Raw genomic sequence first — 21,612 nt, 5'->3', positions numbered from 1 at the left:
ATGCTATGACAGGCGTATGAGCGACTCCGAAACAACCACAGGACAGCCCCTCACAAAGCGGAAACGGGGCAGACCGAAAACACATTCCGACATTGACCGACGCTCGATCATTATAGACACGGCGCGCAAGACATTTGTGGAACTCGGCTTTTCCGGAACGACGACGGATATAGTTGCGGCACGATGCAGGATCTCAAAGCAGACCCTCTATCGTCTCTTTCCTTCCAAATCGGATCTGTTTCTCGCCGTCGTCGCCGCGCACCGGCAGATGATGCTCGATCTTCCCCGCCCTTCTGAAGAAGATGCGCCGGTTGATGTCGTGCTGCAAAAAATCTTCATGATCGACATCGACGAAGAAGCAGACAATGAGCGTCATGCCTTCATCCATATCGTCATTCGCGAAGGTGCGCAGTTTCCGGAGATCGCCGAGGTGTTGCGGCGTGACGGCCTGGAACATTCCCGCCGGAATCTTGCCGATTGGCTGGCGGCGGAGGCCCGACGTGGAAAGCTGGTGATTGAGGACCCATTGGGTTGCGCCCGGATCCTGATGGATATGCTGTTTGGAGCAATGGGTCCCCAGCGTGGTGACTTCAAAACCAGATTGGACCGCAGGCGCCATCTCGTTCTATGTATTGATCTTTTTGTCCGCGGCACTAAGCCATCATAAGGGCTGTGTGCCAGACCAGACGCGGATGTTTCATTGGCGCTGCCGATAAAGCCATATACCGCTATCAGCTGCGGTCTTGAAACCTCTCACCCGCGGGCAAAATCGCTCGGAGCACAACGGCTCGGTGCCACGCAAGGACGGCCAGCGGCGCCTAGCCGATCCAAGGATCAAAGATCGCACCCCGTCCAGCCGCGTGTTGAAGCAGATCGGGATGGCGCGTATAGAGTGGCGCGGACAGTGACTTCAGGCAGGATTGATCGACGTGACTATAAAGCCCTCCGATACGAACGCGCCTGTCGACCGCTTGAAGATCGGCTTCGTCCTGGCCAAGTCCTTTACCCTTTCTGCTTTTTCGCTATTCGTCGACACGCTGAGGCTTGCGAGCGATGAATTCGACAGATCGGGCCGCGTCCTTGCAGACTGGGAGGTCCTCGGCAGCACCCGTCATCTGATCATGTCCAGTTGCGGCGTCAAAGTGGCGCCGACGTCTGACTTTGTCGAGCCGAGCCAGTTTCACTACATTGTCGTGGTCGGCGGCCTCTTGAACAGCGACACCCCGATCGACCAGGATACTGTGAATTTCCTCAAAGCTGCAGCCGCCAAGAATGTCCGGCTGATCGGCGTTTGCACCGGCTCGTTCATCCTCGCCGAGATCGGCCTGATGAAACAGCACCAGACTTGTGTCAGCTGGCTGCATTACCAGACATTTCGCGACCGTTTCCCCGACCATCAGGTTCGCTCCGACAGGATCTTCAATCTCGATCGGACGCGAGGTTCATGCGCCGGCGGCAGCAGTGCTGCCGACATGGCAGCCTCAATCGTCCAGCGTCATATCGGCCATGACGCTGCGCGCAATGCGCTTGAGGTTCTCCAGATCGAACGGGCGCGGACCGCGCTTGAGATCCAACCCCGCAGACCACTCTCGATCGAGTCGGAAGATCCGCGCATTCGGGCCGTGCTGATCATGATGGACCGTCACATCGAGGGGACGATTACGATACCCGAACTCGCACGGTCGGTCGGCCTGTCGAGAAGACAGCTCGAACGGCTGTTCCTCAGCGAAACCCGCAGTACACCGGCGCTGGTCTATCGCAGGGTCCGCCTGGAGCGCGCCAAGCAGGTGCTCCTTCAATCGAAAGCGCCGCTGATCGAAATCGCGCTGGACACTGGGTTTGAAAATGCATCTCATTTTTCGCGCGCCTTCAAACAGACATTTGGGCAGACGCCGACCCAACTGCGCGCTTCCATGGCGGACTAGCTGCCCCGTCAGGTTCGTCTGCCGGTGAGCCCATAGCCTCCCTCACGTGGGAAGCGTGCAACGCGGCGAAGAACCGTTTGGCACTCAGGTTCCTCGGCCGGACGGCTCAGCCTTGTTGATGTTCCCCTCGGACCCATATAACACCTCGATTATCTCTTTTCGGGACCGACGGTCTCATCAGATTGTGAAGAGTGGCGTAGCGGAAGAAGAACATGGCCAAACGAAAAAAGCCGTCGGTTGTCAGCACAGGTATTGCGGGCCTTGACGAAATTCTGCGCGGTGGCCTTCCCGCATCCAATCTCTATATGCTGCAGGGCGCGCCCGGCTCGGGTAAAACGACAGCCGCACTGCAATTTCTGCGCGCCGGCGTGGAGGCTGGTGAAAGCTGTATTTATGTAACGCTGTCGCAAACGGCCACAGAGCTGGAATCCATTGCTGCGTCTCACGGCTGGACGCTTGACGGGATCCGTGTAGAGGAACTCTCGACGTCCGGAACAGTCAACGAGGCCGACGACCAAACTATATTCCTGACTGCCGATCTTCGCCTCGACGAGACCCGCAAGGCGATCGAGGCCGCGATCGAAAAATACAAACCGCGTCGCCTGGTCTACGACTCTCTTCTCGAAATCCGGCTGATTACCGGCGACTCACCACGGTTTCGGCGGGAGTTGATCGGCTTCAAGTCGTTCCTGGCGAAGCAAGATGTCGTTGCCCTGCTCCTGGATACGCAGTCCGCAGGCTATGACAGCACCGGGGAAGAAGTCGAAGGTCTGGCCCACGGCGTTATCCGCTTCGATAAATCGCTGGAGGAATATGGTGGCGTCAGACGCCGTGTCGACGTCTCGAAGATGCGCGGCGTTCCAGTTGCCGATGGCTACCACGACATGGCTATTCGCGAGGGTGAAGGCGTTGTGGTGTTCCCGCGCATCATGCCAAGCACGGCTGCGGAAACCGCGAAACCGAAACTGATAAAGTCCGGCGTTGAAGCGCTCGATGATATGTTCGGAGGCGGCCAGGAAGCCGGGACCACTACTTTGGTGATCGGACAGTCCGGAACGGGCAAGTCGACCATGTCATCGCTCTACGCCGCGGCAGCACTTGCACGGGGAGAAAATGTAGCCCTTTTTCTGTTCGAGGAGCGGTTGGAAACCTTCTTCCGTCGTTCAGAGGGATTGGGAATGGAGCTCAGGCAGTACCACAAGGACGGCAAGCTGATCCTCCGAGATTTCAATCCCAACGAAATATCGCCGGGCGAATTCGGGCAAATCGTTCAAAATGCAGTTACGCAAGACAAGGCGCGGGTCGTCGTCATCGACAGTCTCACCGGCTACCTGAACTCGTTGCCGCATCGGGAAAAAGCGGTCCGGGATATCCAGTCACTGCTGAAATATCTTGCCCGATCCGGCGTGCTGACCATGCTGATCGTTGCGCAGCATGGTCTGATTGGTCAGAACGTCAGCATCGATGTCGATGTCAGCTTCCTCGGCGACACAGTGTTGCTGCTGCGCATTGTCGAGCATGAGGGTCGATTGAGGCGCAATATCACCGTCGTCAAGAAACGTCATGGCCCGCACGACCTCAATGTGCAAGAATTGCTGATTGAAAGCGGCAGTGTCAGCGTGGTCGCTTACAACCCGCTGCCGGATCAGAGATGAATGCCGGCACGATAGACAGCGAACTGGACTGGGTGCTCGTGCTGGCGCCCTTTCGCAAGGACGCCGATTATGTCGCTACTTTCCTGCGGGAGCAGAAGGTCGCGGTGAAGGCCGTCAGGATGGACGAGGATCTTGTTCCTTATCTTGCCCTGTCTCCCGGGCTGATCACAATCACCCATGAGGCTCTTAATCCGGACGTTGTCGCCCGGATTGCGGAACATCTCGCCGTTCAGGCAGACTGGTCGGAGGTGCCGATCATCATCCTGCTGGAGCGCAGCGCGCCAATTGCGAGAATTCGCAATGAACTGGAGCGTTCCTGGCCCGGGTCCCGGCTGCTGTTCCACACACGCCCCCTCAGCCCGCTGGAACTCGTGAATGCCATTCATTCGAACCTGCTGGTACGTTTGCGCCAACGCCAAGTGCGCGATTCAATCGAGCGGGAACGGGAGTTAAGGCTTGAACTTAATCACCGGGTCAAAAACATTCTCGCCAGTGTCACATCGATTTTCCAGATGACCCGACGCGGCGCCGACACTGTAGACAACCTGGCTAGCGACTTCACCGGCCGCCTGCAGGCGCTTTCCAACGTCCATTCTGCCGTATTCGAGGCTGGTGGCGAAGAAGTCTCACTGTCCGACGTCATTCAACTGACGATTTCCCCCTACAGCAAGGGCGGCGTCAGCCGCATCGAAGTCAATGGCCCGGAGCTGATCGTCAGCAGAGAGGCAGGAACCACAATTGCGTTGTGTTTGCATGAGCTCATCACAAATGCGATCAAATACGGATCCTTGTCAGAACCGGAGGGCACTGTGCGGATCAGCTGGTCGATCTTGCCAACGGACGGGCCGGATTTTTCCTTGAACTGGATCGAGGCTGACGGACCGCCCGTGCGAGAACCGTCGCGACAGGGCTACGGCACGCGATATATTCGTTCAGCCTTCATCTCCTTGTTCGGATCACCGCCTGAAATCGTCTTTGCTCCAGAGGGTTTCCGCTGTGGTGCCAACGGTCCGCTTTCCCGGATCACACCGGAGGCGTAGTGCGCCGTACAGCCGCTGTCACGTTAAGTAAGGCGTGATCATGCCGGCGGCAACATGTTATTGAAGCGACTTGATAATCCTCAACTTTCAATGGATCAATACAAGATCACGCGCGTTACCGTCTTATTCCAGGTGGCTAAAAAACACTGGCATAAAGCGCAGAAGGTAAATGTCGTGATGTTGACGCGTAAAGAACCGACGGTCCTGGTTGTAGAAGATGATGTTCTGCTGCGCATGGATATCGTGATGTCGCTAGAGGACCAGGGATTTACCGTTTTCCAGGCGTCAAACGCTGACCAGGCCATCGAAATTCTGGACGTCAACAAGGACATTGTCTTGATGTTCACCGACATCGACATGCCAGGCAGCATGGACGGCCTGAAGCTCGCGATTGCAGTCAGAGACCGTTGGCCGCCGATCAAAATTATCGTAACATCCGGCCACAGCAACCTGAGTGACACACTTTTACCGATCGAGGGCCGGTTTTTCAGCAAACCGTACGATCACGCTCGTGTGGCAAATACAATGCTTGAAATGTTGGCCGCATGACACGGTCGAAAGCGTGCCCAGCATCAAGGATGGTTTCACAGGACGAGATCTCGATCATCGTCTAAGCCAAGTGCACATTACTTGTTCACCCCACGAGTAGGCCCAGTCTCTCTCACGCTTCCGCTGCAGCACCGTTCGATACGACATTGCGACTGCCTAGAGGTTCGAGGGAACAGGCTTGCCCGCTGTCCTTGCAAAATACCTGCGGCCCATCCAGAGCGCCATCTGCACCAGCAAGATCAGGACCGGCACCTCGACCAGCGGACCGATCACGGCGGCGAACGCGACCGGTGAAGCCAGACCAAACGCCGCGATCGCGACCGCAATCGCCAGCTCGAAATTATTGCCGGCAGCGGTGAAGGCAACGGCTGTTGTGCGTGGGTAATCGGTGCCGACAGACTTTGCCATCCAGAAGCTGACGAGGAACATGACGAGAAAATAGATCGTCAGCGGTATGGCGATCATCACTACATCGCCCGGAAGCCGCACCACATCGCCCCCCTTGAGGCTGAACATGGCAACGATCGTGAAAAGCAAGGCCGCCAGTGTGATCGGGCTGATCTTCGGCAGGAAAACGTTCTCGTACCAGTCCCGACCTTTGGTCGCCGTCAGGATGCGGCGCGACAGATAGCCGGCCAGGAACGGAATGCCGAGATAGATCAGAACGGCTTCGGCAATGGTCCAGACCGATACGTCGATGACGCTGCCTTCGAGGCCCAACAGCGGCGGCAGGAAGGTCAGGAAGAACCAGGCGTAGACGCTGAAAAACAGGATCTGGAAAATGGAATTGAAGGCGACCAGCCCGGCGACATATTGGTTGTCGCCTCTGGCGAGCTGGTTCCACACAAGAACCATGGCGATACAGCGCGCAAGGCCGATCAGGATCAGGCCGGTCATGTATTCAGGATAGTCGCGCAGAAAAATGACGGCGAGGGCAAACATCAGCACCGGGCCGATGATCCAGTTCTGCAGCAGCGATATGGCCAGAACGCGCTTGTCGGCAAACACCTGTGGCAGTTCATCGAAGCGGACTTTGGCCAGAGGTGGATACATCATCAGGATCAGGCCGATGGCGATCGGGATATTGGTCGATCCGACCGAAAGGCTGTTCAGCGCTGCAGGCAGACCGGTGAATACGGTGCCCAGTAGTACGCCAATGGCCATGGCTGCAAATATCCACAGCGTCAGGTATCGATCGAGGAAGGACAGACGCAGGATTGGTTCTTCGGGACGCATGGCGCTCTCCTTGGCAAAGACACATCGTCCGCAGTCGTGTCGTAAAGACTGCGGTGACACGGATGCCTTTTGTAAACGTTCGACTAGATGATGCGGCGACCGGCTTGATCGACAACGGCCTCGCCATCTTCCTTGGTGAAGGCCGCCTGTTGTTCCGACGGCAGGATATCGAGCACGGCCTCCGACGGCCGGCACAGCTTGACGCCGAGGGGGGTGACGACGATCGGGCGATTGATCAGGATCGGATGCTCCATCATCGCATCCAGCAATTGGCCATCGCTCAGGGATGCCTCGCCGAGGCCAAGTTCGCCAAAGGGAGTACCCTTTTCGCGAAGAAGGTCGCGCACTGGCATGTCCATGCGAACAATCAACTGCTCCAGCAACGCTCGCGACGGCGGCGTCTTGAGATATTCCACAACATGCGGCTCAATGCCGGCGTTGCGGATCATCGCCAGCGTATTGCGCGAGGTTCCGCATTCGGGATTGTGATAAATGACGATATCGATGGGATGGCTCATGCGACGTCCGGCCTCCGGTTCGTCGAGCCTTCCATCTGACCGATATCGTGAAGTTTGGCCGTCAGGCTGAGGCGCTCAAGGCTTTCGACAGGCAGGGCAGCAAAAGCGGCGATACGAAGCTTCATGTAGCGCAGTGTCGTGGCAAATGCGACGCGCTTCTCGGCGTCGCTGCCCTCAACCGCAGCCGGGTCCTCGACGCCCCAATGCGCCGTCATCGGCTGCCCCGGCCAGACCGGGCATGCTTCACCCGCGGCGTTGTCGCAAACCGTAAAGACGAAATCGAGCTCGGGCGCACCAGGGGCTGCAAATTCATCCCAGCTTTTCGAGCGCAGCCCATCGACCGGATAGCCGTGACCTGACAGCGTCTCAAGCGCGAACGGATTGACCTCGCCCTTGGGATAGCTGCCCGCCGAGAATGCATTGAATTTACCGCCACCATCCTTACGCAGCACACTTTCGGCAATGATCGATCGGGCAGAGTTTCCGGTGCAGAGAAACATCACGCTGAACGTCGTCTTGGTCATGGCAAACCTTTTCAGCCTAACAGCAGGGTTCAAGCTCGGCGATCAGCGGAGCACATAATTCAGCATTTCCACCGCAGCAATCCTTGATCAGGAACAGCGTGAGGTCACTGACACGGGTAATTTCCGCACGATAGACAACAACGCGACTGCGACGTTCGGAGGTGACGAGACCGGCGCGAGACAGAATGTTCAGATGCGTGGACATCGTGTTCTGCGGCACATCAATCGCACGCGCGATATCGCCCGAGGGAAGTCCGTCGGGCGCATGGCGAACAAGCAGGCGGAACGTCTCCAGGCGAGTAGACTGCGCAAGAGCGGACAGGGCGAGGATGGCGTTTTCTTGATCCATAAATCTAGATTACTGGAAATATAGAAATCGTCAAGCACGCTTGTTGCACTTGCCTTTCACTCCATTACGTCACGGGGACCGAGGCATTGTACTGCGCTTCGGAGATGGCCTGCGCTGCCACCACCGATTTGCCCCGAATACGGGCGGCCATACGGTAGGAACGCGGCGTCAGCCCGGTTTCCAGCCTGAAGTAGCGGTTGAAATTTGACAGGTTGTTGAACCCGGCCTCGAAGCAGATATCGGTAATAGAGATCTCGGATTCCGCAAGCAGCGTGCGTGCGCGCCACACCCTGACCGAGCGGCTATAGCTGGAAAAATTCATTCCCGTCATTCTGCGAAAAGCCCTGGAAAATGCCGATGGCTCCAGCCCTACAAGCTGGGCTACCTCGTGCATCTGGGTGCCGGGGCTGGACTGCATGATCTGGATTGCCTTGTCGATGCGCCGATGACGCCGGTCGGAAACCTGATTGTATGAGGAAATGAAGTGCTCGCTGGCAAGGAGCCGCTTCTGCGGTGCGGTTTCGATGTCTTCGAGAATCTCGATAAAGCGGCCGAGACCGCCAGCACTCTTTTGATTGTGCAGGTCCAGGATCTTGCGACCGATCTCGAGTGCCTCCGGGCCCAATATTTCAACGCCGCGCTGGGCAAGATCTTTGAGACGGTGAAGAACGTCAAATTCCCGGCAGACGGCTCGCACGCCGATCAAAGCCTCGGCATCGAACTGCAGTACAAGATCACGGCCTTTGAGTTGGGGCGCGCCCGGCGTGATCCAATTATGGGGCAGGTTTGTGCCGGTCAGCACCAGGTGCCCCGGCTTGAAGGGGCCAATGAAATCGCCGACATAAGCGAAACCCTGAGCGTCCGGAATAAAATGGATTTCCCATTCCGGATGATAGTTCCAGATACAGATGGGATTGGGGTAGTCATCCCGCCTGATGAGGTAGGACATCCCCCCCGGCAGAATAATCTGCTCGCGAGTGGCCGTGTAGGTGTCGGAAATCGATTGCGGAAAATCCGATGCAATTCGCATAGCTATCTCCATCCCAAGGATCAGTTTTGTCAAAATAGTATCAGTTCTGTGTCGATGGCAATCTAGTTCTTACCGGGTCGGCGCGCAGAATGGTGTCCGTAGACGGCAAGGGAGTTTTGCCGTTCGAGGGAGGAAATCATGACAAATTACACGCTCCGCGCTGGCTGCGCGGTGATCGCATTGCTTGCAGCATCCAATGCATTTGCGGCTGCCCAATGCAGCGAAGACCTGCGCATCTTGGCGCAGCCCCGAGACGGGCTGACCCTGCTCGAAGGCTATGTCGACGAGTTCGAAAAACTGTCCGGCGCAGGTTTTGAAATCAGCTATCTGAATGAAAACGATCGCCGGGCAAAATCTCAGGCAGATGCATCCACGGTGGGCAGTTTTCAGGTCTATTACGTCGACGAGGCCAATCTTGCCCTGTTCGCCTCCTCCGGCTGGATCGTTCCGCTGGATAGTTATTACCCGGCCGACTACGACTACGATGACTTTGATGCCGGCATGCGTGCCGCAGCCACCTATGATGGGAAGCAGTGGTTCGCACCGGTCCAGGGCGGCGGCGATCTTATGGTCTACAGAACGGATCTTCTTGAAAAGGCGGGCATCGCGCCACCGAAGACATGGGATGAGTATCTGGAGGCCGTCAAGAAGCTGCATGACCCTGACAACGGCGTCTACGGCACAGCTTTGCGCGGCCAACGCGGATCTGGCGCCAATGTCTGGCGTTGGATGCCGCTGTTCAAGGCAAATGGCGGAGAATGGTTCAAGGACGGTCAACCCGCCTTCAATTCAGAGGCGGCAGTAAAGGCGACCCAGGCCTATCTTGACCTGTTCAAATACTCCGCTCCGGGCACGCAGACCGGATCGTGGGATGAATCGACCGGCGCCTTCCGGGCTGGCAAGGTTGCGATCATCGTCGAATCCGCGCCGCTTGGCGGCATGTCTGTCGACAAGGCGCAGAGCCAGGTGGCTGACAAGGTCGCCTTCTCCGTTCCGCCGACGCCCCTGCCAGGTGGTGGTTATGCCCACGGCTTCGCCATTGCAGCCAAGGCAAATGCAACGGAGGAAGACAAGGCCTGCGCTGGTCTGTTCGTCGCCTGGGCAACCTCGAAAGAGCAGGAAGCCCGTCGTCTCGCCGCTGGCCAGCCCGGCGAATTGACCCGTACCAGCACCTACCAGAGCCCCGAATATGCCGCGACATTCGGCCAGAATCTGGCCGATGCGATGGCAGCCACCGGTAGCCACACCCAGGTGACCTTCTGGCAGGATCCGCGCTGGCAGGAACTGGGCAACCAGTGGGGCATCATGCTGGAAGAACTGATCACCGGCAGCCGCACGGACATCAAGGCGACGCTCGGCGAGCTCGAGGCTTTCGCCCGCAAGCTCTGAATCCCGTCAGTGATCACCGGGCGCGCCTGCGGGCGCGCCCATCCTACCATTTGAGGAACTTGCCATGCGCCGCGGACGCTCGCTTCCATACGTCTTTCTCGGCCCCACTCTGGGGATCCTGATTGTTCTGGCACTGGTCCCGACGATCTATGCGATCAACATATCGCTACAGAACCGAACGCTGTCACAACCAGCCGCGGACTATGTCTGGTTCGCAAACTACGCTGCCCTGTTGACCGATGCCCGATTTTTGAACGCTCTATGGGTCTCTTTCAAATGGGAAATCCTCAGCGTCACAGCCACAATGCTGACCGGGATCGGGCTCGGGATTGCGATGTTCGAAGCTGCCGGTACAAGACTGCGCAACATTCTGTGCGTGTTGTTTATCATCCCGGTCCTGCTGCCGCGCGTCTGCGCTGCCTTCGTCTGGAAGTTTTCATTCCATCCACTGTATGGAACCTTGACCTGGCCTGTGCGGGAACTGACCGGCAGCACACCCGATATATTGTCCACGCCCCTTGGAGCCCTCTTCGCCGTTGCTTTCGTCGACGTCTGGCAATGGGGCCTGTTCTTCGCGGTGATCATCCTGAAACTGCTGGAATCATTGCCGCCCCAGCCGCTCGAGGCAGCTCGGATCGACCGCGCCACGCGCTTCGAAGTCCATCGATATGTCACGCTTCCAATGTTGAAGGCACCGCTGATCAGCCTGCTCCTGGTCAAGGCTATCGAAAGCCTGCGATCCTTCGATCTGGTCTATGTGATGACCCGTGGGGGACCAGGCATCTCAACTGAGACCCTCGACATGTATGCCTATTCTCAAGGCTTCATCGAATCCGGGAAGATCTCCTATGCCTCGTCCATGGCCGTCATCATGATGGTGCTGACCATCGTGACCTTCACCTTCACCTGGAAGAGGCTGAACCGATGAAAGTCTCCACTCTGTTGCTTCGGTGCATCCTGGTGCTTGCCGCCGCGCTTGTGGTATTGCCCCTGCTGTGGACCTTGCTCAATGCCTTCAAGACCAATGCCGATCTCCTGGTCAGCACTCCAAAGCTGTTTTTCCAGCCGGTCTGGGACAATATGAGCTATGTGCTCAACCGAAGATCGGTTGCCCGCGCGCTGACCAATTCAATCATCATCTGCACGTGTGCGGTGGTTATCGGTGCCGTCATCGGCGTTCCCGCCGCCTATGTCATAGCCAGATTCAAGAACCGGCTGACGGCTGAGGCACAGTTCTTCGTCCTTTCGCTGCGCTTCCTGCCACCGGTCGCGATCGCCATACCGATGCTGGTCATCTGGCTCGGGCTGGATCTTTACGACACCCGCCTCTCGCTGATCGTCACTTATCTGATCGTGACCGCCTCGATCACCATCTGGCTTTCGGTACCCGCCTTTGAACGGGTCAGCCTTCATGTTGAAGAAGCGGCCCGCGTCGACGGCCTGGGACCCTATGCAACCTTCTTCCGCATCGCGCTGCCGATCGCCCGATTTCAGATCTTTGGTGCCATTGCCTTCTCCTTCGTCCTCGTCTGGAACGAGTTCCTCCTGGCGATGATGCTCACCACATCCAAGGCAAAGACATTGCCGATCATCGCATCTGAAATGTCCCAGCTGGGCATGAACGTCCCCTGGGGCATTCTCAACGCCGCCGTCGTTCTGCTTTCGTTGCCTCCGCTGATCCTGCTCGGCGTCATGGCGGGAGGTCTCAATGCCGCATTCTCAAAGAAAACTGATCAAGGTTGAACCCATGAAAGCACTAGTCCTGGAACGCGTCGGCGATTTGAAGCTGCGTGATATCGATTTACCGCAGCACATTGGCCCGGATGATGTGCGCATCCGGCTCCATACCGTGGGCGTCTGCGGCAGCGATGTTCACTATTATACCCACGGCCGCATTGGTGATTTCGTTCTCAACGCGCCAATGGTGCTCGGCCACGAGGGTGCTGGCACGATCGTCGAAGTCGGCACAAACGTGATGCATCTCAAAGCGGGCGACCGGGTATGCATGGAACCTGGCATTCCCGACCCGCTGTCACGGGCTTCGCGACTGGGCATTTACAATGTCGATCCGGCTGTCAGCTTTTGGGCGACGCCACCTGTGCATGGCATCCTTTGCCCCGAGACCGTGCATCCCGCCGGCTTCACCTACAAACTGCCCGACAATGTGTCGTTCGCCGAAGGCGCAATGGTCGAACCGTTCGCAGTCGGCATGCAGGCCGCGGCCCGCGCCCGCATCACGCCCGGAGATACAGCGGTTGTTACGGGCTGCGGCACCATCGGCATCATGGTGGCGCTAGCGGCACTTGCCGGTGGGTGTTCTCGTGTGCTGATTTCGGATCTATCAGAGACGAAGCTGAAGCTGGCCGAGACCTATGATGGCATAACCGGTGTAAATCTGCGCCAGACCGACATCGTCAGCGCAGTCACTGAAGCAACCAATGGCTGGGGTGCAGATATCGTGTTCGAATGCTCCGGCGCGCCAGCAGCGGTGCGGGACCTGTTCAAAGTGGTCCGCCCCGGTGGCACTGTGGTGCTGGTCGGTTTGCCGCCGGAACCGGTGCCAGTCGACATCGCCGCTGCCTGCTCGCGCGAGTGCCGCATTGAGACAGTATTCCGTTACGCCAACGTCTTCGATCGTGCTCTGGCACTGATCGCGGCGGGTAAGGTCGACCTGAAGCCGCTGGTCTCGAAGACATACAAATTCGATGATTCCATCGCCGCGTTCGAACGAGCCGCTGAGGGTCGACCTGAGGACGTGAAACTGCAGATCACGATGGTCGGGGAGGATAACTGATGGCAACTGTAGAATGCCGCTCCATCCGGAAGGTGTATGGCGCGCTTGAGGTCATGCGCGATTTCAATCTTCAGGTCGACAATCATGAGTTCGTCGTTTTTCTCGGACCGTCGGGCTGCGGAAAGTCGACAATGCTGCGCATGATCGCAGGCCTGGAAGACATTTCGGGCGGCGATCTGCTGATTGGCGGCCAGCGCGTGAACGAACGCGACCCCGGTGATCGCGGCATTGCCATGGTCTTTCAGAACTACGCCCTATATCCCCATATGACTGTGCGGGAAAACATCACCTTCGGACTTGAGCGGGCTGGTATTGCAAAGGCCGCGATCGCTGATCGACTTGCGCCGGTCGTCGAGGCGCTTGGCCTCGGTGTCTACCTGTCTCGCAAGCCGACAGAACTTTCCGGCGGCCAGCAGCAGCGCGTTGCAATCGCCCGAGCCATGATCAAAACTCCGGAAGTCTTCCTGTTCGATGAACCGCTTTCAAACCTCGACGCCAAGCTTCGAGGTAATCTGCGTGTCGAGATTGCGCGTCTGCACCGGGACCTGAAGACGACGAGCATCTATGTCACGCACGATCAGCTCGAAGCCATGACACTGGCAGATCGAATTGTGCTGATGAAGGAGGGCCGGATCGAGCAGATGGGAACACCGGAGGAAATTTACCAGGAGCCGGCCACTCTGTTTGCGGCAGGATTCATTGGTACACCCAACATGAATTTTATCGAACTCGACGCTTCCGACGGCATGCTCCAGGACCACTCGATCAAGCTCGCCGCCCCGTTTGCCTTAAAATCGGGACCTGTCACGGTCGGAATTCGCCCCGGCGCCATGAGGCTAAACCAGACCGGGGGTGCGTTGCGCGGCCAAGTCGAACGAAACGAGTTTCATGGCGAAACGCGGCTTGTAACGATCCGAACTGTCAAACACGAGATCAATGTGGCCGTGCCTGCGTCAACGAGGGTACATGAGGGTGAAACCATCGGCATCGACGTCGACAGCTGCAACCTCCACCTGTTTGATCCCAAATTGGAAACCCGCCTGAGGCAATGAGCAATCCCATGGGGGCAGAATGCCTTAGTCTAGGCATGCGGCGATCAGGTAATGACTAAGCGAAGAAGCGCCGGACGCAAAACGTCCGGCGCTTCTTCGACATTAAGGTTTTAGATCGTCGGGCAACCTCTTACATTTGCGAACGTCACTCGTTCGATACGACCGCGGCGGTTGACACCCTCGACGGTGATGCGTCGTGGAGTTTCCCGGATAATTTCGGCTTGACGAAGCCCCTCATCGCGGGCTGCCGCCCGAGCTTCACGTGAACTGCAGCCGCGCTGCCGATCGCGCTCGTGAGCACGGGGGTCTCGAATGACAGGACGTACGCCATCGGGACCGAGCCTGAGCTCAAGTTCCTGCGCTGCGACCGGCACGACGCCGCCAGTGAAAACAGTAGCTGCAATAGCCAGCACTAACGATGTAGCAATAAGTCGGGACATTAAACCTCCGGGATCGTTGTGAACGGCATTTGCCGTTGGTCCCCTACAACGAAGAGCGGCTCGTTAAGTTCCGTAGGGTCTGAGGTGCTGCTCCTTTGATCGATACAGACCCGACGTTCAATCGGCATGACGATCCGCAAAGCCTCCGCCAACCTGCCCGCATTCAGCGGTATCCACCACATCAACGGGCAGGAAGCGGGATCGTAAAAGCCTGGGCTTTTAGACTACACCGGACACCACAAATACCAGCCAGGCGATAATTGGGCCGATGATGGCGATCAGAGCGCTATAGATGAGCAACTGCCGTAACACCTGTTCACGACGGTCATCCGGCGCATTGGCGACGACAAGAGCACCATTGGTGGAAAACGGACTGGTATCGACGATGGTCGTCGAGATCGCAATCGCCGCCACCACGCCGATGGCGCTGACATGCCCTTGCTGGAGGAATGGTACAGCCAGGGGGATAATCGCCCCGAGCAATGCTGTCGAGGACGCAAAAGCCGAAACGATCGCACCGGTAAAGCAAAGCAGGAGCGCCACCAACAGCGGCATGCCGAGGCTTGATATCGCATCCGCCACATAAGTGACCGTACCAGCCTTCTCCATGACGCCAACATAGGTGATGATGCCGGCGATCAGCAAAACAGTCGACCAGCTTACCTTGTCGATCGCGGCCTTCTGCGTCTTCGGGGACAGCAAGGCGAGGGCGACAGCCACGGTCATTGCAACAAGCCCGACGTTGAACTTGAAAACGAGGGCACCAATTCCGAGCGCTGTAAGGCCGACCAGGGTGACAATCCTCTCGTTGTTCAGGCGAAGCGTGGAAGCGGTATCCGCGGCCGTGCCGTAAGCGTGCTGCCTGATTGCTTTTGCCGGCGTCCCACCATGACCTCGGATCGACTCGGTCACGCCCTCGGGATGAAGTTCGGGCAATGGCCCGAAGGAGGCGGCTTCCTGCTTCCCTACCTTTGCGCCGCCAAAAACAAAGAATACCAAGACGGAAATCGCCAGGTTGAAGAAGAAGCTTGAGAGAAAAAGGGATGTCGGTGCAAAAGGCAGGCCTGCCTTCTCGACGATTTGGTTGGTTATGCCGCCATAGACGCTGATTGGCGAAAATCCCCCTGCCTGCGCACCATGGATCACCATCAGGCCCATCATGACCGGGTGAATCCGGTATTGCACGGCGAAGCTCAATGCGACCGGTGCAAGAATTGCGACCGCAGCAGGCCCGAGTGCACCAAAACCTGTGATAACTGCGGCCACCAGGAACATGACCCAGGGGATCAAACCGATGCGTCCGCGCACCAGACGGACTGCACACTCGACGAGCCAGTCGATCGTCCCATTGATCTGCGCTATGGCGAAGAGGTAGGTCACGGCGACAAGCGTCAGGAACAGATCGCTCGGAAATCCGGCAAATATGTCGCTGGTTTTCATCCCGATGATCAGAGACCCGAGCACGAAGGCGCCAGCAAACGCCAAAGCCCCCATGTTAATTGGCTGGATCGTCGCAATGATGAACATGGCAACGAGCAGCCCGATGGACAGCAGTTCAATAGACATGATTCCCCTCCCTCCGACGCCTCCAGCGCCGTAGTTGTTGTCAAACTCGATTTAGGAAGTGCGCGCCTCCTCCCAGAGGGCACGGTTGATTTAACTCGTGGTGTAGAGGTCGGCATACTGCTGGCGAAGGACGTTCTTCTGAACCTTGCCCATCGTATTGCGCGGCAAATCATCGACGAAAATTATGCGTTTGGGTTGTTTGTAGCGCGCGAGGCGATCCTGGAGTGCGTCGACAATGGTCTTTTCATTCAGTGCGGCGCCCGTCTTACGCACGACGATGGCCGTCACACCTTCTCCGAAATCGGGATGCTGCACACCGATGACCGCACTCTCGACGACACCCTCGATCTGGTCGATCTCACCCTCGACCTCCTTCGGATAGATGTTGTATCCACCCGAAATCACAAGGTCCTTACCGCGACCGACGATATGCACATAGCCGTCGCAGTCGATTTTCCCGAGATCACCGCTGATGAAAAAACCGTCGGCGGTGAATTCCGCCAAGGTCTTTTCCGGCATTCTCCAGTAGCCCTTGAAGACATTTGGTCCCTTGATTTCAATCATTCCGGTCTCGTCAGGCGCAAGTGCAAGCCCGGTCACTGGATCGGTAACGCGTATGGTCACACCCGGCAGCGGAAAACCTACCGTTCCGGCAACCCGCTGGCCTTCATAAGGATTAGACGTGTTCATATTGGTTTCCGTCATACCGTATCGCTCGAGGATCGCATGACCTGTGCGGGCCTGGAACTGGGTGTGCGTTTCGGCAAGCAGGGGAGCCGAACCGGAGATGAACAGGCGGATGTTGGCAACGGCTTCTCGGTTTAGGCGTGCACTTTGCAGGAGGCGCACATAGAAGGTCGGCACGCCCATCAACATCGTTGCCTGCGGCATCAACGAAATCACCTCTTCGGCGTCAAATCTCGACAGCAGGAACATCGAGGCGCCGGCGAGCATTGTGACATTGGTGGCAACAAAAAGCCCATGCGTGTGGAAGATCGGCAAAGCATGGATCAGTCGGTCACCGGCCTCAACACGCCAATAGTCGCGCAAGGTGAGCGCGTTCGAGAGCAGGTTTCCATGTGTGAGCATTGCCCCCTTGGAACGCCCCGTGGTGCCCGATGTATAGAGGATCGCGGCAAGATCGTCTGCGCTGCGAGAGGCATCAACAAAGTCGGCAGGCTCGTCACGGGCAAGCTCCAGGAGCGACCCTCCACCGTCCACATCAAGCGTTTCGACGATAGCACCATGAGGCTTCGCTATCTTCTCTATCCCTTCGCGCGCACTCGGCGCGACGATCACCAGACGCGGCTCGGCATCGCCGATGAAATAGTCGAGTTCTGCCAGCGTGTAAGCGGTATTGAGCGGCAGATACACCGCTCCGCTTCGCAGACAGGCGAGGTAGAGTATCAAAGCCTCCGCGCTTTTCTCGACCTGCACCGCCACCCTGTCGCCCGGACGAATACCGAGCGTATCCATCGCGCTCGCTATCCGGCCGGAAAGCGCGAATGCGTCATTGTATGTCAAGATTCGGCTGCCATCGATCCGCAGAAAAGCTGCGTCACCCGATGCGGCAGCCTTTATCGCGTCAAAAAGATGATTGCTCATTTGCGCCCTCCTCCAAGCGTTGAACTGATAATCTGCCCGAACTTCCGTGAGCCATCTGGTCGATGGCCGCGGCTTTCGTCTTTCTTCTTCAGAAGGCTCCGGACACCGGTCGAGGCGATCACCTCGCCGCGCTGCGCCAGTGCCTCGTGGTTCGCAATGATATCTTCGAGTTCGTAGAGATAGTTGACCATCAAACCATGCGCCTGATGCATTGCCTTGCTGGACCGATCGCCACGGAAATTCAGTCTTTCGAGGCGTGCGCCATTGCCGAGATGGAAGCGCGCGACCGGATCGAGCGGGCGACCTTCCGGCGTTCGTTCGACAAGAAAGTAACGCGCTGCAAGCGGCAACAGTATGCGCTCGACTTCGGTCGCCGCATCCTCGTTCGCAGCCCAGTCCGGATCGTCCAGCAGTCGTAGCGTTTCGAGTTCCTCGTCTCCCAATGCCCCGTCTGCACCAACACCGCGCACTCTGGAAAGCCAACGGGCGAATCCCGGTACTGGAGACAGCGTGACGAAATTTTTAAGACCGGGAAAATCTCGGCGCAGATCATCGACAACCTGCTTGATCAGGAAGTTGCCAAATGAAATTCCGCGCAAGCCATCCTGGCAGTTGGAAATTGAATAGAAGACAGCGGTGGTCGCTTGGTCAGCACTGATCTGCTCCCTGCCCTCATCCAGGACATCAGCAATCGCTCGCGGCATAGATCGTGTCAGCGCCACCTCGACGAACACCAATGGCTCGTCGGCCAAGCGCGGATGGAAGAACGCAAAGCAACGCCGGTCGGCCGGGGCCAAGCGACGGCGCAGTTCCTCCCAACCGGCGATCTCATGCACGGCCTCGTATTGAATGATCTTTTCAAGGATGGATGCCGGCGTCGACCAATCGATTGGACGCAGCGTCAGGAAACCGCGATTAAACCACGAGCCGAATAAATGGGTGAAATCGGCATCAAGCGCGTGATAACCTTCGGACCGATCTGACGAGGCAAGCAAATGCTCGCGCATGCGGACAAGTTTCGCGGTGCCGTTGGGGGCGTGGTTCAATCGGCGCAGAAGTTCCTGGCGGCGTGATTCCGCTGCCTGATGGAGCTTAATGATGGAAGCGGAGCTTTTGTCAGACCTATATATCTCGATCGCCTGGTCAAGTCGGCCAGTGTCAGGACCGAATTTCTCATGAAGCATGCGGAAAAATGCCTGTTGGCCATCGCCGCCGAGGGTGCTCCAGCGATCGAAGATTTCGGCAGCGAGCGCCATGCCCGAGGCTTCGCCCCGGCTTGATAGCAGCATTTCACAGAGAGTGTGGAGATCCGCTTCGGCTGCAATCTGCGGCATGCGCGAGCCGGAAAACAGAAGTTGGCGTCCGCGATCTGTGATGCTCTGAAGCATGTCGGTAAAGTACGAAACGTCTGATATGCCCTTTCCTCCCCTGATCTCTCGCACGCGGTGCGCGATCGAATTCGGCCGGTGCTTCCCTTTAATGCGCCTCAGCTATAGCATAGAGAATGACATCTTTCGTACACGTGGTCAACTTTCGTGTATACAAGATCAACAACTACGTATGCTATAGGTGGCGGATATGTCTGACAATGTTGGCCGATGGCTTCGAGATGAAATAGAAAACTCCATTCTTTCCAACGAGTTCTTGCCGGGAGAGCGGCTGGATGAAATGGCGCTCGCAACGCGATTTGGGGTTTCTCGCACGCCAGTGCGCGAAGCATTGATGCAGCTTGATGCGATTGGTCTTATCGAAATCAGACCGCGCAGAGGCGCCATCGTCATCGACCCAGGGCCGCATCGGGTCTATGAGATGTTCGAAGTCATGGCGGAACTTGAGGGGTTAGCGGGGTCTCTCGCCGCACGTCGGCTCGACGGGGCTTCCCGGGAGGCAATTACGGAGACGCACAGCCGCTGCGAACATTCCGCCAGCGCCGGTGACAGCGATGCCTATTATTATGACAACGAAGATTTTCACAAAGCGATCTATGCGGCCAGCCGTAGCGAATTTCTTCAGGAACAATGCGCCCAGCTGCATCGGCGCCTGCGCCCCTATCGTCGGCTGCAACTGCGCGTGCGCAACCGTTTGTCGACATCCTTCTCAGAACATTGCGCAATCGTCGACGCAATCTTTGCTGGAGACGGTGACGAAGCGCGTCGGCTATTGCGGGGACATGTCGGCATTCAGGGCGAAAGGTTCAGCGATCTCGTTGCGAACATGGCGGCCAGATGATTTCAGGTGCAGGAAGAAAAGGGATCAGCCTCGAAACCGCTGTGCGCGACGAGCGCCACGGGTACCTTTTCGACAAAAAGCACCACGCGAGCAGACTTTTTTCATGCATGCGTGTATCGGCGGCGGTGGAGATATCCCGACATACGCTTTGCTACACCCATCGGCCTTTCCGGATCAGCGATGCTCGACTCTGCGAGTAGTTCCTCATCCGCGGTTAGCTCCCGCATTGCCACCGCCACCAGACCACGTCCATGCGCATTGTTGAGCACTTCAATGGCCTTGATCAGCGAACCATGCTTTTCGACTTCACTCTCTATGTCGGATGGCTCACAGCCGAGGTGTTCGGCAATCAATGCGTTTCGATGCGCCAGGATAGCTTGGGATATGGCGTCTCCCTTGTGCAGCGCCTCGATCACGATATCGCATTCCGTATCATAGCCCATCGAGCGGTTGTTCAGATTTGCCGAGCCCAGCTTGAGAATACGGTCGTCGGCGATCATGATCTTGGCATGCACATAAATTGATGTACGTGCGGAATTGACCGGATAAAAAATCCTGAAGCGTCCATCCCGATCCGCGTCTCGCACGAGTTTCATCAGCCGGATGCGCGCCGAGTCCATGAATTTTGCTTCAAGCCATCCGTCTGCCCCCTCGGGATTGATCAACACGACCTCGGGTCCGTCCTTCTCGGCCAGCCTCTCGGCGATCGCTTCAGCAATCACCCTCGTGGCGAAATACTGGCTTTCAATGTAGATCGTCTCTCGGGCTGCCGCGATCATGGCCAGTTTTGCGGCCTGGATTTCACAAACTTGACGTTGCTCCAGATATTCCGGCTGGGTCCGTGCGATACCGATCCTTATATTCCTGAAATCCACGTCCAGTTCGTCGGGCCAAGGATCGGACGGAATGTCGACAGGATCGAGCACCTCGCCAGTCGCTGCCTGCCAGCGCATACGGGCAAGCGCACCGATCGCCGCCGCCGCGGGTCCAGACACGCAGGTTGTCGCATCGTGCCACGGACCTTGCGCAAAGCCCATCGGCGAGCGCCGCCGCTTGTCTTTTTCAACATGGTCGCGAGTATCCCAGCGTCCGACTGTCATGTCGATACCCCCGCAGAAGGCGAGGTGGTCGTCGATCACCAGAAGTTTCATATGATGGGCGGAAAGCGAAGGATGCGCACCATCAAGCTTCAAATGCACGCGCTTTGAAAACATCCACGACAAAATGTAGAACGGCGTTTCACCCCGAGTGACCGAGTTAATCAGCCCAATGTCCCATTTGAGAATTCGCACATCGATTTCATTTCGACGATTTGAAAGCCAGTTGAGAAAGTCGCCGAGCTTTTCCGGCGCGCCATCGTTCGCGTCGCCAGGCACAAGATCAATTCGCGTATCGAAATCCCAGCCAACCATAAAGATGGAGCGCTTCGCCTTCAACATCGCGCTCCGGGCATGCTTGAAGAAGTCAGCCGCATCGACAATAACGGCCGCCCGATCGGCCTCTTCAATGCGCCAGCACGTTTCGCCCTCGACAAGTATCGACTTCACCGGATCACCTCGCATTTTACTAAGTGCGATATAGGGCATCGCCAGGCTGGATCGAGATGTCATCGAAAGCCGATTTGACGAAAGGCTCAGACGTCTGGCAGCTGATCGAAAGCACCAACGCCGACATTCGGCGCCACCTCTCGATACAATCGCAATCCGTGGAC

Annotated in this window: 20 protein-coding genes and 1 pseudogene; 11 read left to right on the top strand and 10 right to left on the bottom strand. The window is 57.4% G+C overall.

All coding sequences use genetic code 11. From position 1 onward, the window contains the following. Positions 1 to 16 precede the first annotated feature (16 nt). The 5 genes from LQ231_RS21975 (at position 17) to LQ231_RS21955 (ending at position 5,169) form a co-directional block, all read left to right on the top strand. Positions 17 to 667 carry a TetR/AcrR family transcriptional regulator gene (locus LQ231_RS21975; RefSeq protein ID WP_230173947.1) on the top strand — a complete coding sequence of 217 codons (651 nt, stop codon included), beginning with the start codon at positions 17 to 19 and terminating at the stop codon, positions 665 to 667. Between the two features lie 262 nt (positions 668 to 929). Next, positions 930 to 1,925, top strand: a complete 996-nt coding sequence (locus LQ231_RS21970; protein ID WP_230173946.1) for a GlxA family transcriptional regulator — start codon at positions 930 to 932, stop codon at positions 1,923 to 1,925. 212 nt (positions 1,926 to 2,137) lie between these two features. Beyond that, entirely contained in the window at positions 2,138 to 3,580 is a 1,443-nt protein-coding gene (locus LQ231_RS21965) for an ATPase domain-containing protein (protein ID WP_230173945.1), read from the top strand. Next, complete coding sequence (locus LQ231_RS21960) at positions 3,577 to 4,620, top strand: sensor histidine kinase (protein WP_230173944.1); 1,044 nt, start codon at positions 3,577 to 3,579, stop codon at positions 4,618 to 4,620. The genes LQ231_RS21965 and LQ231_RS21960 overlap by 4 nt, the downstream gene beginning before the upstream one ends. A gap of 54 nt (positions 4,621 to 4,674) precedes the next feature. After that, the gene (locus LQ231_RS21955) at positions 4,675 to 5,169 is read left to right on the top strand and encodes a response regulator (RefSeq protein WP_356637196.1); all 495 of its coding nucleotides are present in this window, start codon (positions 4,675 to 4,677) and stop codon (positions 5,167 to 5,169) included. A gap of 156 nt (positions 5,170 to 5,325) precedes the next feature. On the opposite strand, the gene arsB is transcribed toward LQ231_RS21955, so the two are convergent. From arsB to LQ231_RS21930, 5 genes are all read right to left on the bottom strand, one after another. Continuing rightward, on the bottom strand, positions 5,326 to 6,405 hold the full coding sequence (gene arsB / locus LQ231_RS21950) for an ACR3 family arsenite efflux transporter (RefSeq protein ID WP_230173942.1): 1,080 nt from the start codon (positions 6,403 to 6,405) through the stop codon (positions 5,326 to 5,328). A gap of 83 nt (positions 6,406 to 6,488) precedes the next feature. After that, positions 6,489 to 6,923 carry an arsenate reductase (glutaredoxin) gene (gene arsC / locus LQ231_RS21945; RefSeq protein ID WP_230173940.1) on the bottom strand — a complete coding sequence of 145 codons (435 nt, stop codon included), beginning with the start codon at positions 6,921 to 6,923 and terminating at the stop codon, positions 6,489 to 6,491. After that, complete coding sequence (locus LQ231_RS21940; RefSeq protein ID WP_230173938.1) at positions 6,920 to 7,447, bottom strand: arsenate reductase ArsC; 528 nt, start codon at positions 7,445 to 7,447, stop codon at positions 6,920 to 6,922. Before LQ231_RS21940 ends, arsC begins: the two co-directional genes overlap by 4 nt. 16 nt (positions 7,448 to 7,463) lie before the next feature. Then, the gene (locus LQ231_RS21935) at positions 7,464 to 7,796 is read right to left on the bottom strand and encodes a metalloregulator ArsR/SmtB family transcription factor (RefSeq protein ID WP_113140002.1); all 333 of its coding nucleotides are present in this window, start codon (positions 7,794 to 7,796) and stop codon (positions 7,464 to 7,466) included. Between the two features lie 64 nt (positions 7,797 to 7,860). Continuing rightward, the gene (locus LQ231_RS21930; protein ID WP_230173937.1) at positions 7,861 to 8,826 is read right to left on the bottom strand and encodes an AraC family transcriptional regulator; all 966 of its coding nucleotides are present in this window, start codon (positions 8,824 to 8,826) and stop codon (positions 7,861 to 7,863) included. Between the two features lie 138 nt (positions 8,827 to 8,964). Between LQ231_RS21930 and LQ231_RS21925 the strand changes: the two genes are divergently transcribed. From LQ231_RS21925 to ugpC, 5 genes are all read left to right on the top strand, one after another. Beyond that, complete coding sequence (locus tag LQ231_RS21925; protein WP_230173936.1) at positions 8,965 to 10,215, top strand: sugar ABC transporter substrate-binding protein; 1,251 nt, start codon at positions 8,965 to 8,967, stop codon at positions 10,213 to 10,215. 64 nt (positions 10,216 to 10,279) lie between these two features. After that, positions 10,280 to 11,143, top strand: coding sequence for a sugar ABC transporter permease (locus LQ231_RS21920; protein ID WP_230173935.1), 864 nt, complete (start codon positions 10,280 to 10,282; stop codon positions 11,141 to 11,143). After that, entirely contained in the window at positions 11,140 to 11,958 is an 819-nt protein-coding gene (locus LQ231_RS21915) for a carbohydrate ABC transporter permease (protein WP_113139998.1), read from the top strand. The genes LQ231_RS21920 and LQ231_RS21915 overlap by 4 nt, the downstream gene beginning before the upstream one ends. Before the next feature lie 4 nt (positions 11,959 to 11,962). Beyond that, complete coding sequence (locus tag LQ231_RS21910) at positions 11,963 to 13,009, top strand: NAD(P)-dependent alcohol dehydrogenase (protein WP_230173933.1); 1,047 nt, start codon at positions 11,963 to 11,965, stop codon at positions 13,007 to 13,009. After that, positions 13,009 to 14,061, top strand: a complete 1,053-nt coding sequence (ugpC, locus tag LQ231_RS21905) for a sn-glycerol-3-phosphate ABC transporter ATP-binding protein UgpC (protein ID WP_230173931.1) — start codon at positions 13,009 to 13,011, stop codon at positions 14,059 to 14,061. Before LQ231_RS21910 ends, ugpC begins: the two co-directional genes overlap by 1 nt. A gap of 110 nt (positions 14,062 to 14,171) precedes the next feature. Here ugpC and LQ231_RS21900 read toward each other — a convergent pair. The 4 genes and pseudogenes from LQ231_RS21900 to LQ231_RS21885 all read right to left on the bottom strand — a co-directional run. Then, positions 14,172 to 14,435, bottom strand: a pseudogene (locus tag LQ231_RS21900) (hypothetical protein); the annotation flags it as partial. A gap of 285 nt (positions 14,436 to 14,720) precedes the next feature. Then, the gene (locus LQ231_RS21895) at positions 14,721 to 16,067 is read right to left on the bottom strand and encodes an SLC13 family permease (protein ID WP_230173930.1); all 1,347 of its coding nucleotides are present in this window, start codon (positions 16,065 to 16,067) and stop codon (positions 14,721 to 14,723) included. A 90-nt stretch (positions 16,068 to 16,157) separates the two neighbouring features. Beyond that, the gene (locus LQ231_RS21890) at positions 16,158 to 17,672 is read right to left on the bottom strand and encodes a malonyl-CoA synthase (RefSeq protein ID WP_230173929.1); all 1,515 of its coding nucleotides are present in this window, start codon (positions 17,670 to 17,672) and stop codon (positions 16,158 to 16,160) included. Then, positions 17,669 to 19,087 (bottom strand): malonyl-CoA decarboxylase, encoded by a 1,419-nt coding sequence (locus LQ231_RS21885; RefSeq protein WP_230175013.1) that lies wholly within the window; start codon positions 19,085 to 19,087, stop codon positions 17,669 to 17,671. The genes LQ231_RS21890 and LQ231_RS21885 overlap by 4 nt, the downstream gene beginning before the upstream one ends. A 163-nt stretch (positions 19,088 to 19,250) precedes the next feature. Here LQ231_RS21885 and LQ231_RS21880 point away from each other — a divergent pair, with 163 nt between their 5' ends. After that, complete coding sequence (locus LQ231_RS21880) at positions 19,251 to 19,901, top strand: GntR family transcriptional regulator (RefSeq protein WP_113139991.1); 651 nt, start codon at positions 19,251 to 19,253, stop codon at positions 19,899 to 19,901. Between the two features lie 101 nt (positions 19,902 to 20,002). Here LQ231_RS21880 and LQ231_RS21875 read toward each other — a convergent pair whose 3' ends face one another. Next, the gene (locus tag LQ231_RS21875) at positions 20,003 to 21,448 is read right to left on the bottom strand and encodes a phospholipase D-like domain-containing protein (RefSeq protein ID WP_230173928.1); all 1,446 of its coding nucleotides are present in this window, start codon (positions 21,446 to 21,448) and stop codon (positions 20,003 to 20,005) included. Positions 21,449 to 21,612 lie beyond the last annotated feature (164 nt).

The organism is Rhizobium sp. CECT 9324 (assembly GCF_918741265.1).
Lineage (GTDB): Bacteria > Pseudomonadota > Alphaproteobacteria > Rhizobiales > Rhizobiaceae > Allorhizobium.
This window is presented reverse-complemented; position numbering and strand designations above follow the sequence as displayed.